Annotated in this window: 15 protein-coding genes and 1 pseudogene; 6 read left to right on the top strand and 10 right to left on the bottom strand. The window is 65.6% G+C overall.

The window, feature by feature from the left end; genetic code table 11:
* Positions 1 to 226 precede the first annotated feature (226 nt).
* Positions 227 to 979, bottom strand: coding sequence for a hypothetical protein (locus tag F3K02_RS01940; protein ID WP_177132699.1), 753 nt, complete (start codon positions 977 to 979; stop codon positions 227 to 229).
* Between the two features lie 271 nt (positions 980 to 1,250).
* On the opposite strand from F3K02_RS01940, the gene F3K02_RS01945 reads away from it, so the two are divergent.
* The 3 genes from F3K02_RS01945 (at position 1,251) to F3K02_RS01955 (ending at position 3,721) form a co-directional block, all read left to right on the top strand.
* Positions 1,251 to 1,736, top strand: coding sequence for an NUDIX hydrolase (locus F3K02_RS01945; protein WP_177132701.1), 486 nt, complete (start codon positions 1,251 to 1,253; stop codon positions 1,734 to 1,736).
* A gap of 73 nt (positions 1,737 to 1,809) precedes the next feature.
* Entirely contained in the window at positions 1,810 to 2,310 is a 501-nt protein-coding gene (locus F3K02_RS01950) for a pyridoxamine 5'-phosphate oxidase family protein (RefSeq protein WP_343066943.1), read from the top strand.
* 61 nt (positions 2,311 to 2,371) lie between these two features.
* The gene (locus F3K02_RS01955) at positions 2,372 to 3,721 is read left to right on the top strand and encodes a GAF domain-containing protein (protein WP_177132703.1); all 1,350 of its coding nucleotides are present in this window, start codon (positions 2,372 to 2,374) and stop codon (positions 3,719 to 3,721) included.
* Between the two features lie 18 nt (positions 3,722 to 3,739).
* Here the strand turns inward: F3K02_RS01955 and F3K02_RS01960 are convergent, their stop codons facing one another.
* The 4 genes from F3K02_RS01960 to F3K02_RS01975 form a co-directional block, all read right to left on the bottom strand.
* Complete coding sequence (locus tag F3K02_RS01960; protein ID WP_177132705.1) at positions 3,740 to 4,483, bottom strand: hemerythrin domain-containing protein; 744 nt, start codon at positions 4,481 to 4,483, stop codon at positions 3,740 to 3,742.
* 159 nt (positions 4,484 to 4,642) lie between these two features.
* Positions 4,643 to 5,047, bottom strand: coding sequence for an alternative ribosome rescue aminoacyl-tRNA hydrolase ArfB (gene arfB / locus F3K02_RS01965; protein ID WP_177132707.1), 405 nt, complete (start codon positions 5,045 to 5,047; stop codon positions 4,643 to 4,645).
* 170 nt (positions 5,048 to 5,217) lie between these two features.
* Complete coding sequence (locus tag F3K02_RS01970; protein ID WP_177132709.1) at positions 5,218 to 5,757, bottom strand: cytochrome b/b6 domain-containing protein; 540 nt, start codon at positions 5,755 to 5,757, stop codon at positions 5,218 to 5,220.
* A gap of 30 nt (positions 5,758 to 5,787) precedes the next feature.
* On the bottom strand, positions 5,788 to 6,045 hold the full coding sequence (locus F3K02_RS01975; RefSeq protein ID WP_177132712.1) for a PepSY domain-containing protein: 258 nt from the start codon (positions 6,043 to 6,045) through the stop codon (positions 5,788 to 5,790).
* A 562-nt stretch (positions 6,046 to 6,607) separates the two neighbouring features.
* Between F3K02_RS01975 and F3K02_RS01980 the strand changes: the two genes are divergently transcribed.
* Both F3K02_RS01980 and F3K02_RS01985 read left to right on the top strand, forming a co-directional pair.
* Positions 6,608 to 8,041: an ethylbenzene dehydrogenase-related protein gene (locus F3K02_RS01980; RefSeq protein ID WP_177132714.1), complete on the top strand. Its 1,434-nt coding sequence runs from the start codon at positions 6,608 to 6,610 to the stop codon at positions 8,039 to 8,041.
* Between the two features lie 2 nt (positions 8,042 to 8,043).
* Entirely contained in the window at positions 8,044 to 8,592 is a 549-nt protein-coding gene (locus tag F3K02_RS01985) for a DUF2231 domain-containing protein (protein WP_177132716.1), read from the top strand.
* Between the two features lie 36 nt (positions 8,593 to 8,628).
* Here F3K02_RS01985 and F3K02_RS01990 read toward each other — a convergent pair whose 3' ends face one another.
* From F3K02_RS01990 to F3K02_RS02010, 5 genes are all read right to left on the bottom strand, one after another.
* A complete protein-coding gene (locus F3K02_RS01990; protein ID WP_177132718.1) occupies positions 8,629 to 9,483 on the bottom strand; it encodes an ABC transporter permease in 855 nt (284 codons plus the stop codon).
* Positions 9,480 to 10,352, bottom strand: coding sequence for an ABC transporter permease (locus tag F3K02_RS01995; protein ID WP_177132720.1), 873 nt, complete (start codon positions 10,350 to 10,352; stop codon positions 9,480 to 9,482). The genes F3K02_RS01990 and F3K02_RS01995 overlap by 4 nt, the downstream gene beginning before the upstream one ends.
* A 4-nt stretch (positions 10,353 to 10,356) precedes the next feature.
* On the bottom strand, positions 10,357 to 11,481 hold the full coding sequence (locus F3K02_RS02000) for an ABC transporter ATP-binding protein (RefSeq protein WP_343066944.1): 1,125 nt from the start codon (positions 11,479 to 11,481) through the stop codon (positions 10,357 to 10,359).
* 3 nt (positions 11,482 to 11,484) lie between these two features.
* Complete coding sequence (locus F3K02_RS02005) at positions 11,485 to 12,549, bottom strand: extracellular solute-binding protein (protein WP_177132722.1); 1,065 nt, start codon at positions 12,547 to 12,549, stop codon at positions 11,485 to 11,487.
* 156 nt (positions 12,550 to 12,705) lie between these two features.
* A complete protein-coding gene (locus F3K02_RS02010; protein ID WP_177132724.1) occupies positions 12,706 to 13,185 on the bottom strand; it encodes a hypothetical protein in 480 nt (159 codons plus the stop codon).
* Between the two features lie 44 nt (positions 13,186 to 13,229).
* Between F3K02_RS02010 and F3K02_RS27380 the strand changes: the two are divergent.
* Positions 13,230 to 13,377 (top strand): annotated as a pseudogene (locus F3K02_RS27380) (helix-turn-helix domain-containing protein); the annotation flags it as partial.

The raw sequence follows: 13,377 nt of genomic DNA on the forward strand, positions 1-13,377 counted from the left end.
AAAAGGAAACAGGGGTGGCGCGCCCACCACGCATGGCAAGCTGACGGGCGATGGCGTTCGCATGGTCCGCAGCTGGTTCGCTGGCCAAGACAAACTTGGAGATTGTGCGGTGTGGCGCCGCAACCACCTATCAGGGTCTGCCCGCTGAGCACGCGCATCACCGCAGGCGACCAAAAGGCCTCGGGCGATCTTTGCAACGCCTGCGCGAGAACGCGACGGCCACCGCTCAACCCCCACCGACATGGGTATTCTGAACAGGTTGTGCCAGTCGGATCGGTGGGACGGCAAGGCGACCAGACAAGGAATGCACACTGCTCTTGACGGCATCTTTTAGTTGTCGACCCCAGGCCACCTGCTCGGGCAACACGCCTTCCGGCAGTGTCTCTGCCACCAAAGCACCCGCCGCTTCCATGGGTGACATCACGAAAACACGAACGTCCAGAAACGAGCCCGTGGAAATGGCATGGTGGCTCCACACGGTATAGACGGGGCGCTGGACAGACACCTCCCCAGAAGTCTGCAAATCCAGAACCTGGGGCGCCAAAGACTTGAATACGCTTTCGCTGCTGTACAGGGGCGTCACCATCAAGCACTGCATGAAGGACACCCTGAAGCCCTCATTGCCTTCACGGAAGATCTGGGCATCGGACTGACAGTTGGGCGAATAGCTCATGTAGGCGCCACGACCGCCACCCATACCTTCAGAGTGGGCACTCACTAGTACAAGCATCTGATCATCGCCGCCGGGCGCGCCCCGCACATACAGCTTCGACTGCACTGTCAACGCACCAGTCTTGTCGCCCCCGTAAGCACTCGCGGTATCAGGCAAGCGCACTTCTTTCCAGCCCTCTTCAGCGAACTCAACCTCCACGCGACCCACCGAAAAGTCGGCCGCCTGGGCGGCCAGCGCGCCCAGAGTCACCCACCCAAAGGCCAGCATCTTGAGCATCGATCCAAACATCCGCGGTTTTCTGTTCATCTGCGCTTGACCTCTCCACATTCGTTGTTCGTCAGACCCCAAGAATTCTCCATCCATCGGCAAGGATGCCATCCTCGCTGGTGGACACATGGGTTGCGCGCCAGCTTAACCGACGACATCTGAACCCCCTTATTGCGCAAACCTATGTCGCGCAAGGGTTTGCGCCGTATCGCGCGGCCGCTGCCAAAGCGCGTGCGTCTTGAGATTTCATAATGCGGTAAGGAATACCACTTCAAGGAACTTTCTACCGATCGGACGGGATAATGTCGGCATGAACACCCGATGGAAACCCAGCGTCACCGTGGCCGCGATCATCGAGCGCGACGGGCGCTATCTGCTGGTCGAAGAACACACCCCCGAGGGTCTGCGGCTGAACAACCCGGCCGGCCATCTGGACCCGGGCGAAAGCCCGCTGCAGGGGGTTGCACGTGAGGCGCTGGAGGAGACGGCCCACGCTTTCACGCCCACGGCGCTGGTCGGCGTGTACCTCTCGCGCTTCCAGCGCCCCGCCACCGGCGAGGACATCACCTACCTGCGTTTCGCCTACTGCGGTGAGCTGGGCGACTTGGACCCGCAACGCGAGCTGGACACCGGCATCGTGCGCACGCTGTGGATGACGCCGGACGAGATCCGCGCCAGCACCGGGCGGCACCGCAGCCCGCTGGTGCAACGCTGCATCGAAGACCACCTGACCGGGCAACGCTTCCCCCTGGACCTGGTGTTCACCGACCCTTCCGTGATGCACCCACCGGTCTGAGGACCGCGCCACGCTTGGCTGCGCGCGGTGGGCTGGCTATCATGCGGGGCTCCGACCTGGAGCACCACACACCGTGGAAACACCCGCCGCCCCACCGCTGCTGACACCGGACCACCTCGCCATGATGGCGCGCGGGGTGTCGGTGATCGTCAGCTCCTGCGGGCACGACCTCACACCCAGCCTGATGCGCGCGGTGGGCAGCCAGATCAGCCCGCAGGGCGACCGCATCACGGTGTTCCTCAACCGCCAGCAGTCCACCCAGCTGCTGCGCGACGTCGCCAGCACCGGGCGCGTCGCCGTCGTGTTCAGCGAACCGCACAGCCACCGCACGGTGCAGCTCAAGTCCCGCGAGGCGCGCCTGCGCGAGGTCACACCGGACGACGTGCCCGCCCTGCAGCGTTACCTGCGGGCGATGCAGGGCGAGCTGGGCCGCATCGGCCTAGGGCCCGACTTTGCCGCCGCCATGCTGGCGCACCGCTTCGAAGACCTGAGCGCGATCGAGTTCACGCCAGCGCAGGCCTTCGACCAGACGCCGGGCCCAAACGCCGGCCAGCCGCTGCGGGGAAAGCCGTGAGGGCCACACGGCCGCTCCAGAGGCACTCAGCCGCTCCGTGTGCGGCACGGAGGGCGGTCCCATGAACGCGGTCACGCTGGGCGAGGTGCGCCCCTGCCTGGAAGGCGCCATCCCGGCCATCATGGCCACCTGCGCCGCCGACGGCACGCCCAACGTGGCCTACATCTCGCAGGTGTTCTACGTGGACGAGCGGCACGTGGCGCTGTCGTTCCAGTTCTTCAACAAGACACGCCAGAACATCCTGGCCCACCCGCGCGCCACCGTGCTGCTGCTGCACCCGGTGACGGCGCAGTTCTACCGCCTGCACCTGGGCTACCTGCGCACCGAGAACGGCGGCCCGGTGTTCGAGAGCATGAAGGCCCAGCTCGCCGGCATCGCCTCGCACAGTGGCATGGCCAGCGTGTTCGTGCTGCGCGGCGCCGACGTCTACGAGGTGCTCGGAATCGAGCGCCTGGACGGCCAGCCCTTGCCGGCGGCCGCTCCGCGCTGCAGCCTGCTGGGCGCGCTGCGCCGCGGCAGCTCGCGGCTGGCCCAGGCCACCACGCTGGCCGCCGCGCTGGAGGCCACGCTGCAGACGCTGGAGCAGGACATGGACATTCCGCACGCCATGGTGCTGATCCTCGACCCCGCCACGCAGCGGCTCTACACCGTGGCCAGCCTCGGTTACGCCACCTCGGGCGTGGGTTCGGAGATCGCGCTGGGCGACGGCGTGATCGGCGTGGCCGCGCGCGAGGGCACGCCGGTGCGCATCATGCACATGACCAGCGCCTACCTCTACAGCCAGGCGGTGCGCAGCGGCCTGGAAGACCGGGGCCTGCTGGACGCGCCCGCCTGCACCGAGATCCCCTACCCCGGCCTGCCCGAGCCGCACAGCCAGCTCGCCGTGCCGCTGCGCTCGGCCGGCCGCGTTCTGGGTGTGCTGTTCGTGGAAAGTCCGCAGGACCTGCGTTTCAGCTTCGAAGACGAAGACCTGCTGGTCACGCTGGGCGGCCAGCTGGCCGCGGCGATCGACCTGATGCAGGAAGAGCCGGAAGCCGCCGCAGCCACCGGGGACGGCGAAGCCACGCTCGCCACCCTGCCCCAGGGACCGGCGCTGCAGGTGCGCTATTACCCAGCCAACGGCAGCGTCTTCATCGACAACGCCTACCTCATCAAGGGCGTGGCCGGCGCCATCTTGTGGAAGCTGCTGCAGGACCACCAGCGCAGCGGCCGCAGCGAGTTCTGCAACCGCGAGCTGCGGCTCGACACCTCGCTGGGCCTGCCCGACGTGGCCGACAACCTCGAAGCGCGCCTGCTGCTGCTCTCGCGCCGCCTGCAGGAGCAGTGTCCGAAGCTCTGCATTGAAAAGACCGGCCGCGGGCGCTTCCGCCTGTGCGTGGGCGGTCCGGTCGAACTCCAGGCTGTGGCCTGAAGTCCGAGCGCCCGCACCTTACACCGCCGCCACCAGCCCCGGCACCGCGGGCAGTCCCAGGCCCTGAGTGAGCTTGGCCCAGTCGCGCGGGCTCAGGTGCGGCTGCACGACGTCAAGCACGGCCTGAAACACCGGCGCCGGCGCGCCCTGGCGCATGCCACCGAGCACCTGCAGGCGCTCCAGCGCGTGCATCTGCGGCAGCATCCAGCGCATCACCTGCATCATCTCGCTCGGCGGGATGGTGGCCACCAATGCGTCGTGGATGGCGCGCAGCTCAGCGTCGGTGTAGGCGCTCCAGAGTGCGGCGTTGTGCCGCGTCTCTTCCACGTGCATGTGCTGCAGGTTGTCGGCGACGAAGAGCGAGAGCTCCAGGTACAGCGCGTGCAGGGCGCCCGCCTGCAACGGGTCGTCCAGCCCCGGCAGTTGCTGCGCCGCCGCCCGCAGTCGCTGAATGTGGTGCAGGTGCGCCACGTGGTCCTGCGCCACCTCGCCGCAGACGCCCGGGGTGCGCGCCTCGATCGCCGGGTGAACGAAGCTGTTTTCGTGCTGCACGTGCGCTTCGCACAGGTCCATCAGACCGATCACGCGCCCGCTGGCGTCGGCCACATCCTGCGGGTCCGACGGGTCGGCGCGACCGACCGCGAGCAGGGTGTCGGTCATCATGGCGCGCAGCGCCTTGTGGATGCCGGCGTAGAGGTTTTCGCGCGAACTGCTGGTGCTGGCCGCGGCCAGCTGGTTCATTTCCTGTTGGGTGAACTGCATGAAGACTTCCTTGGGCGGAACGGGTCCGCGTTTGCTGCCTGGCGGCGGCGCCCCATGCGTCACCTGCCATGGGAGAAAGTCTAAAAATCCGGACGCGGGAGCGCTGCTAAATAGCGCTTAAGAACATCCTAAAAAATGCTTAAACGGCGCACCGGGCGTTCAATCGACGCCGCGCACGCGTCCACGCTGCTGCTTCACCTGCGAGCGCGTGGCCTTGCCTTCGAGCCGGCGCTGTTTGGAACCGAAAGTGGGCTTGGTGGGTTTGCGCGCTTTGGGCTGCGTGGCCACGCTGTCCACCAGCGCCTGCAGCCGCTCCAGCGCCTCGGCCTTGTTCTGTTCCAGGCTGCGACTGGTTTGCGCCTTGATCACCACCACGCCCTCGGTGGTGATGCGCTGGTCGCTCAGGGCCAGCAGGCGTTCCTTGATGGCCTCGGGCAGGGACGAGGCGTGGATGGCGAAACGCAGGTGCACCGCGTTGGACACCTTGTTGACGTTCTGCCCGCCCGCGCCTTGCGCGCGGATGGCGGTGAAATCCACTTCGGCGGGGTTGACGGTGGCGGGCATGGCGGCAGTGTGCCATGTGCCCAGCGACCCAGGCACAGGCTGAGATGTGGGGCTCAAGCGATCCACCGCCGGGCTACCCCAAAGCGTATCAGCCCACGCATGGGCTGATCTCTGTGCAGCGGCGGAGCCCCGGTCCACGCCGATGAAGGCGTGGGACGCAAGGGGGCATTTCAGTACGTTTCCTTGATCCCCGTGACCATGGCTTTGACCAGGCGCGTGCGTTCCAGCCGCCCCATCACGATCGCCGCGGCGCCGTGCAGGCCGGCCGAGAGCAGCAGCAGATCACCGGCCTGTTCGTGCAGATCCTGCAGCCACTCTTCACCCCAGAAAGCGTCGAGCGACTGCATCCATCCCGTGACGCCCAGCGTGAGCACCAGTGCCATCAGCACCAGCATCATCACGGCGCCCAGCGGGTTGTGACCCCAGTGCATCTCGGGCTGGCCCGAGAGCATCCCGCGCAGGTGCCGCATCAGGCGGCCCGGCGTGGGAAAGAAGTCGGCAAACCGGGCGTGCTTCGAACCGATGAAGCCCCAGACGATGCGGGTCACGACCAGCGCGCTGGCGAGGTAACCCAGCCACTGGTGCAGGTTTTCGCCATCGTCCACCACAAAGCTGTTGAGCAGCACACAGGACACCAGCGTCCAGTGAAAGACCCGCACGAAGCGGTCCCACACGGGGCGCGCCGTGGCCGGCGATGCTGAGAGGTTCATCGTTGCATGCATACGGTCTGCCTCGCAGGCTTATTTGGTTTCCAGAACGGCCGCAGTGACCGGGTCGAAATAGATCTCGACCTTCTTGCCGGTCTTGTCAAAGCCGTAGATCTCGTAGCACTGGCCCTTGCTGACCTTGAAAGTCTTGATCTGGTAGCCCTGGTCTTCCAGGCCCTTTTTGAAGCTGGCTTCGGGCATCCATTTTTCCTTGGGGGCATTGCACGCAGGACCGGCCAGCGCCACACCAGAAACAGCCAGAAGAACAGCAGAGAGAACAACCGATTTCATGAAAGTGATCCTTTTTCAATAGCAACCCAGCAAGTGCTGGTGTGTGTATTGAAAGGGCTCAAGATGAAGTGGAACTTAAGAGGCCCGGTAACAAACGTGAGCTCGCGTGGTTCACCGTAACCGGTTGTGCTGCCCTTTTCACAGACAGCCAAGAGGCCGATTCAGACCAGGACCCGGCGCAGCAGGCGCGCGACCACACGATGCGGTTCAGAACCGGGTGCTGGACTGGTGGGCTTGGGCGTCTTGGGTCGTGTAGCCACATGAACGTTTGCAAACATCCAACAGGCCACAGCCCCACTGAAAAGTGGTGTGACGGGCTAGGTTCTGACGTTCAACAGATTGAATTTGCCCGGATGCTCGGAAGCATGTCCGGCACAACCTCGCAAAAATCCACGTCTTTTCCCCGGTCAATTGTTAGGTCAGCCTTAAATCGAAAGCCCATTTTCAAGACTGTTGCCCGATGGTCGGCAGCTCGCTGTCACGCACGGCAATTGTTGACAAATATCAACCGATACCCGCCTGTGAGGCCTAGGCTGGGTGTTCATCTTCACAGGAGCCACCCATGAAAAAACCCACTGCGCAAGGCGGCCTGCTGGTCGCCGTCGCGCTGTTCAGCGGAGCCTTGCTGCTCTCCTGGATCACGCACGGGACCGGCGTCGTCCGCGACGACCCCAAGCGAAACATCAGCGTGCCCCAGCAGTTGACCGTGCCCCTGCAGGTGCAGGCCGCCTACAACGGCAGCGACATGTTCTTCCGCTACCGCTGGCCCGCCGAGAAGCCGGGCATCTTTCACGACGTCGTCATGTTCGAGGACGGCAAGTGGGTCACCAAAGGCAAGGCGGTGCCGGGCTCTGAACCCGATGGCCTGCACGAGGACCGGGTGGCCATGATGCTCGACGACGGCAGCGTGCCCGAGTTCGCGCGCTACGGTGGCTACCTGGCCATCGGCCCGGGCATCGCCACCTTCACAGAACATGCTGCAGGCGACGAGGTCAAGGCACATCCCTACCTGGGCAAGAAGCTCAAACAGGAAGAGGTCAGCAAGCACCTGCCGCAGACGCGCACCGACATCACGGACTGGGCCAGCGTGCAACCCGAAGACACCTTGAAGGCGCAGCGGGCCGCCGGCTATTTTCTGGATCTGTGGCACTGGCGCGGTCATCGCTCGAACCCGATCAACATGTCCGACGACCAGGTGGTCGCCGAAGCGCGGTTGGGCGATGCCGGCAAGAGCAGCGCGGCGTCCAACTGGGACGGTGAACTCAAGCAACCCAAGCTGATGTTCAACAGCGCCACCACCGGTTACAAGGCCCTGAAGTGGGACGACGTGGTGGGCGGCAAGCTGTCGCAGGACGGCACCTACTTCCTGCGCGACGGCGAGGCGGTGCCTTTTGATCCCGCCGCCGGCTGGCAGAACGGCGACACCCTGCCGCGGCGCATCCTGCGCACGCCCGAAGAATCGATGGCCGACATCGCCGTGCAAGGCAAGGGGCGCTGGGCCGATGGTTTCTGGGACGTGACGCTCACGCGCAAGCTCGACACCGGGCACCCGCTGGACGACAAGATCCTGAAAGACCAGGGCGCCTACGCGGTGGCGTTCGCCATCCACCGCAACGCCACCGGTGGGCGCTGGCACTACGTGTCCCTGCCCGCCACGCTGGGCCTGGGCCGTGACGCCCACATCGTGGCGCAGAAGTTCGATGGGGCCGCGCCCGTCTGGAAAGACCAGTGGACCACGGTGGAGCTCTTCTACCCCGGCCAGGTGAGCTGGCCGCACCTCAACAGCACCCGGCACGCGGGCGCGAAGTTCATCAAACAGGGTCAGCCGGTGACCACGCACCACAGCGTGAGCCAGCTCAAGCACTACGGCATCGAAGCGGAATTCGCGAGCGACATCTACAACCAGTGGCGCTGGACGCTGCTCGCCGGTCTGGCGCTGATCGTGGCGTTCGGCTTTGCCCTCAACCAGTTGCTCAAGCGCAATACAGGAGTTTGATCATGGATGCCTATCACGTCTTGATGGTTCACTTTCCCATCGCGCTTTGGATGACCGCCACGCTGGCGATCTTCCTGCGCGTATTCTCCGACGGCCCGCTGGCCAAGTCCGTGGACCACGCGCTGGTGCCGCTGCTCAGCGCCAGCCTGGTGTTCGGCATCATCGCGTTTGCCATCGGCCTGATGGTGTGGCCCTGGGAAACGATCTCCGCGTCGGCCCTGGGCCGCAACCACGTGCTGCTTGCCAGCTGGACCGTGGCCTTCTGGGCCGTGATCCTGTTCGTGCGCTGGCGCCGTGGCGAGAGCGTGTGGCAGGGCATGTCTCGCTGGGTCATGGCCGGTCTGGCCTTCCTGGGCAGCGCCCTGCTGGGCATCACCGGCACGCTGGGCGGTCACCTCGTGGGAATCTACACCGAGGTGTCCGATCTGCTGCGCCTGCTGGGCTGGGAAGTGTACACCACCTACTACGTGCCCAACACCACACTGATCGCCTTGGGCGTGATTTCGCTGTTGCTGCTGGTCATGGCTTTCTGGGGTCGCAAAGCCGCCTGATCCCGGCCCGCGCGCACCGCAACCGTCTGGCGCAGTTCACTGCGCCTGCGGCTTGCGCCAGAGCAGCATCAGCGCCAGCAGGGCCGAGGCCACCATGAGGAAGAGGCTGATCGCGTTGAGCACCGGCGTGGCGCCCTCGCGCATGCGGCTGTACATCAGCACGGTGAGCGGGGAATCCGAACCCACCAGCATCAGCGTGGTGTTGAAGTTCTCGAACGACATCAGGAAGGCCATGGCCGCGGCGCCGATCATGCTCGGCCGCAGGTAGGGCAAGGTGATGGTCCAGAGCACCGCGAGGCGGCTCGCGCCGAGGTTGTAGGCGGCTTCTTCGAGCGTGCGGTCGAAGCGGCGCAGGCTGGCCGAGATGGTGAGCGTGGCGATGGTCACGATGTAGCAGAACTGCCCGAGGATCACCAGCGGCAGGCCGGGTCGCAAGAAGTCCAGCTCCAGGCCCCAGGTTTCGTCGGCGAAGTTGGCGATGCGGCTGGCAAAGGCGAGGATGGAAATGCCCAGGATCACACCCGGAATCACCAGCGGCAGCATGGCCAGCAGCGCGATCGCGTTCTTGCCCGGAAATTCAAAACGCTCAAGCAGGAAGGCGTTGCAGGTGCCCACACCCACCGACAACAGCGTGACCCACAGCGCCACCCAGGCGCTCACGCCCATGCTCTGCAGCAGCTCGCCGTCGGCCAGCAACCCCGTGCGCGCATCGCTGTTCGCGGTGAACCAGTCGAGCGTGAAACCCATCCAGGGCGGCGTCGGGTAGTCGGCGTTGTTGAACGCGAACACCGCCACCACCAGCAGCGGCACGAACAGGAACACGAAGAAGCAGGCCACGAAAGTGCCGAGGCCGAAGCGCTGGATGGCCGGGCGAGGCAGTGACGGAATCATGTCTTCATCACCGCGCCAAAGCGCTGGCCCGTGAGTTTCAGCCCGGCCCACACCAGCAGGCTGGAGAGGAACAGCAGCAGGAAACCGAAGGCCGCGCCCTGGTTCCAGTTGAAGCGGGTGATGAACTGGGTGTAGATCTGCTCGGTGAACCACAGCGAGTTCTTGCCGCCCAGCAGCGTGGGCGTGAGGTAGTTGCCCAGGCAGAGCATGAAGACGACGATGCTGCCGGCGGCGATGCCGGGCGCGGCGTGCGGGATGACGATGCGGCGCACGATGTTGGCCGTCGAGCCGCCGAGGTCGTAGGCGGCTTCGATCAGGCTGTCGTCGAGACTCTCCAGGCTGTTGACCAGCGGGATCACCATGAACAGCAGCGAGGCATAAACCAGGCCCACCAGGATGGTGGCGTCGTGGTACAGCAGCTCCACCGGCTGGCTGGCCAGGCCCAAGGCCTGCAGCAGGCTGGAAACCACGCCGGTTTCACGCAGCAGGATCAGCCAGCCCAGGGTGCGCACCATTTCGCTGACCCAGAACGGCAACAGGCACAGCACCAGCAGCACCATCTTCAGCCGCCCACGCGCCACCTTGGCGATGTACCACGCGGCGGGAAAAGCCAGCAACAGCGTGAGCCCGGTGGCCAGCACCGAGATCACCGCTGTGCGCACAAAGGTGTTCCAGTACAGCGGCTCGTCGACGAAGGTGCGGTACTGGTCGAGGCTGGCGGCGTACTCCCCCGGCCCCACGCGCGCCTGCAGCGACAGCAGCAGCAGCAGCTCCACGTGCGGCAGGATCACCAGCCCCACCAGCCACAGCAGCGCCGGGGCCAGCAGCAGGCCCAGCATCCAACGGCGGTACGCGGTGGCGTCGCTCATGGCCTCAAGCCGGGAAACACCAGGCCTGGGAAGGCTGGTAGCCAAAGTGCACGGTCTCGCCAGACTTCAGATCGGCGAGGCGGCCGGTGAGGGGCAGTGCGATGTGCAGCGGCGTCTGGCTCTTGTCTTCGAGCACCAGCACGGTGGAGTTGCCGCCATCGAACAGCACGCTCTGCACGCTCGCGCTCCAGGCCGGTTCGCCCGCGGGCAGTTCGCGCGGGCTGCGCCCGATCTCGATGGCTTCGGGGCGGATGAACAGCACCGCGGTCTGCCCCACGTCCACCGCGCCCACACGCTGTGACCACAGACCCAGGCCGCTGGCCGTGCGCAGCAGCACCTGCTCGCCGTTGCGCGATTCGATCGTGCCTTCGAAGCGGTTGTTGTTGCCAACGAAACCCGCCACGAACGCGGTCTGCGGCTGGTAATACAGCTGCTGCGGCGTGCCCAGCTGTTCGAAGCGGCCGTGGTTCATCACCGCGACCTGGTCCGACATGACCAGCGCTTCCGACTGGTCGTGCGTGATGTAGACGAAGGTGGTGCCGACCTCGGCCTGGAGTTGTTTCAACTCCACCTTCATGTGCTCACGCAGTTTCAGATCCAGCGCGCCCAGCGGCTCGTCGAGCAGCAGCAACGCGGGCTCCAGCACCAGCGAGCGCGCGATCGCCACGCGCTGCTTCTGCCCGCCCGAGAGCTGATCGATCCGCTTGCCCTCACTGCCTGGGAGTCCGACGCGTTGGAGCATGTCGATGACCTTGGCCTTGGCGCTGGCGCCCTTCACGCCGCGGCGCTCCAGGCCGTAGGCGATGTTCTCGCCCACGCTCATCATGGGAAACAGTGCCAGGTGCTGGAACACCATGTTCACCGGTCGCCGGTTGGGCGCGACACCCCGCATGGACGCGCCCTTGATCACGATGTCGCCATCGTCGGGCGCGATGAAACCCGCGACCATGCGCAACAGCGTGGTCTTGCCACAGCCCGAGGGCCCGAGAATGGAAAAGAACGAGCCCCGGCGCACCTGGAAACTCAGGTCATCCACCGCGGCAAACGCGCCATAGCGTTTGCGCACGGACCGGATGTCGAGATCGGGGGCGGTGGCGGGGCTGCCCGCGGCCGGCGTCGGCACCGCCACGGCTTACTGGGCGGCCTTGACGCGGTCGAGCACGCGGCCCTCGATGTCTTCGATGCCGGCCGGCACGGCGGGGTACCACTTGATGTTCTTCAGCGCGGCTTCGGGGAAGCTGTCGGCGAACTGCTTCTTGAGCACCGGGTCCATCATCTGGTCGGCACCCTTGCTGGCGGTGAAGTTGCCGGCCGAGGAAGCCACCTTGGCGGCGATCTCGGGGCGCATGTTGAAGTTGATCCAGGCGTAGGCGGCGGCGTCGTTCTTGCCTTTGGCAGGGATGGCGAAGGTGTCCACCCAGCCCAGCGCGCCCGATTTCGGCGCCACGAACTTCACGTCGGGATTGGCCTTGTTCAGCTCCCAGCCGCCGGTGTCCCACATCATGGCCGTGGTGAGTTCACCCGAGCGGATGCCGGCGAGCAGCTGGTCCTTGCCGTCCCAGTAGAACTTCACGTTCTTCTTGCACTCGGTGAGCTTCTTGCCCATGTCGTCCATCAGCGCGCTGTAGGCCTTGGCGTCGCCGTAAAGCGCAAACGGGTCCTTGCCGGAGGCGAAGGCCATGGCGATCAGCGTGGGGCGCTTCAGGCGCATGCTGACCTTGCCGGCGTTTTCAGCCGCGCACAGGTCGGCGTAGTCGGTGGCCTTGGATGTCTTGGTGTTGACCACCAGGCCGTCGGTGCCCCAGATGTGCGGCAGGCCGTAGACCTTGCCGCCGACCGTGGTGTTTTTCTTGGTCGCGTCGAGCATGGACGGGATGAACAGATCGGCCTTGATCTTGGACAGGTCCAGCGGCTTGTAGATCTTGAACTCGGTCTGCGGGCCGGCGATACGGTCCTGGCTGGGCTGGGCGAGGTCAAAGCCGGCACCGGCGGTGGCGCGCAGCTTGGAGATCATCTCTTCGTTGTTGGAGGTGGTCACCTCGACCTTGAAACCGGTCTCCTTGGTGAACTGCTCGATCACGTCCTTGGGCGCATAACCGCCCCAGGTCAGCAGGCGCAGGGTCTTCTCTTGCGCCTGCGCGGCGCCAGCGGCCAGCAACAGCGTGGCCAGAACGATACGGGACAACTTGTTCTTCATGGAGGAACTCGCTTTCAGAGTGGGTGTGACAGATCGGGGCGCCCGCTGGCCATCCCTCGGGTTTGACTGGATTCGAACCATCGCAGAATCCGGCAAAGGCCACAATAAGTCAAGACTGTGAAAGACACGTGACACAGCGCCCCGCGGCGGCCCTGCTCAAGCCGCCAGGTGAACCGCGTCGAAGCCCAGGTGGTGCAGGCACTCGCGAAGGATCAGCACCAGCGCATCACCAGCGGCGTGCTCAAAACCACTGCCCCGCGCCGACGGTGCGCCCATGGCCCGCGCGGCCAGTTGCTGGTATTCGTGTTCGATGACCGCCAGGCCAATGGCTCCGTTCACCAGGCCGCGAATGGCCCCAGCGTGTTGCAGCGGCGCCAAGGTCTGCGCGTCCACCACCAGGCGCGAACCCGCGGGCACGTGGCGGTGCAGGCCTTCGATCTGGTCTTCCACGGTCTGGATCGCGTCCTCCAGCGCCAGCGGCGAAGGCCCGCTGTGACCGGGCGCGGGCCAGAGCGTTTCGCATCCGATCGGCAGCACGAAGCGCTGGCCCTCGCCCCCTGGCACCCGCAGCTCGGCCACGGTTTCCCGGGCAGCGATGTGCAGGTGCAGCGTGGCCGGCGCGGTGTTCGTTGGCATGGTGTTCAAGCCTCCAGGTCCGGATCGAGCGCCGCGCTCAGCAGCGCCAGCACGCGGCCATCGATGCCATGGCCCAAGTCTTGGGTCGTTCACCAAGCACCATCAGCCGGGAGCTGCGGCGCAACGCTCAGCCCGCAGGCTACGCGAGCACCACAGCGCGTGCCTGCGCCCGACGGCGACGCCTGCAAGGCC

The organism is Hydrogenophaga aromaticivorans, from assembly GCF_013387465.1.
Taxonomy (GTDB): Bacteria; Pseudomonadota; Gammaproteobacteria; order Burkholderiales; family Burkholderiaceae_C; genus Hydrogenophaga; species Hydrogenophaga aromaticivorans.

What these genes read in the sequence shown, in the direction of transcription:
- F3K02_RS01995 (WP_177132720.1), bottom strand. Translation starts at nt 10,352, where the DNA reads ATGAGCGACGCCACCGCGTACCGCCGTTGGATGCTGGGCCTGCTGCTG.
- arfB (WP_177132707.1), bottom strand. Translation starts at nt 5,047, where the DNA reads ATGCCCGCCACCGTCAACCCCGCCGAAGTGGATTTCACCGCCATCCGC.
- F3K02_RS01970 (WP_177132709.1), bottom strand. Translation starts at nt 5,757, where the DNA reads ATGAACCTCTCAGCATCGCCGGCCACGGCGCGCCCCGTGTGGGACCGC.
- F3K02_RS01975 (WP_177132712.1), bottom strand. Translation starts at nt 6,045, where the DNA reads ATGAAATCGGTTGTTCTCTCTGCTGTTCTTCTGGCTGTTTCTGGTGTG.
- F3K02_RS01990 (WP_177132718.1), bottom strand. Translation starts at nt 9,483, where the DNA reads ATGATTCCGTCACTGCCTCGCCCGGCCATCCAGCGCTTCGGCCTCGGC.
- F3K02_RS02010 (WP_177132724.1), bottom strand. Translation starts at nt 13,185, where the DNA reads ATGCCAACGAACACCGCGCCGGCCACGCTGCACCTGCACATCGCTGCC.
- F3K02_RS01980 (WP_177132714.1), top strand. Translation starts at nt 6,608, where the DNA reads ATGAAAAAACCCACTGCGCAAGGCGGCCTGCTGGTCGCCGTCGCGCTG.
- F3K02_RS02005 (WP_177132722.1), bottom strand. Translation starts at nt 12,549, where the DNA reads ATGAAGAACAAGTTGTCCCGTATCGTTCTGGCCACGCTGTTGCTGGCC.
- F3K02_RS01960 (WP_177132705.1), bottom strand. Translation starts at nt 4,483, where the DNA reads ATGCAGTTCACCCAACAGGAAATGAACCAGCTGGCCGCGGCCAGCACC.
- F3K02_RS01945 (WP_177132701.1), top strand. Translation starts at nt 1,251, where the DNA reads ATGAACACCCGATGGAAACCCAGCGTCACCGTGGCCGCGATCATCGAG.
- F3K02_RS01985 (WP_177132716.1), top strand. Translation starts at nt 8,044, where the DNA reads ATGGATGCCTATCACGTCTTGATGGTTCACTTTCCCATCGCGCTTTGG.
- F3K02_RS01955 (WP_177132703.1), top strand. Translation starts at nt 2,372, where the DNA reads ATGAACGCGGTCACGCTGGGCGAGGTGCGCCCCTGCCTGGAAGGCGCC.
- F3K02_RS01940 (WP_177132699.1), bottom strand. Translation starts at nt 979, where the DNA reads ATGAACAGAAAACCGCGGATGTTTGGATCGATGCTCAAGATGCTGGCC.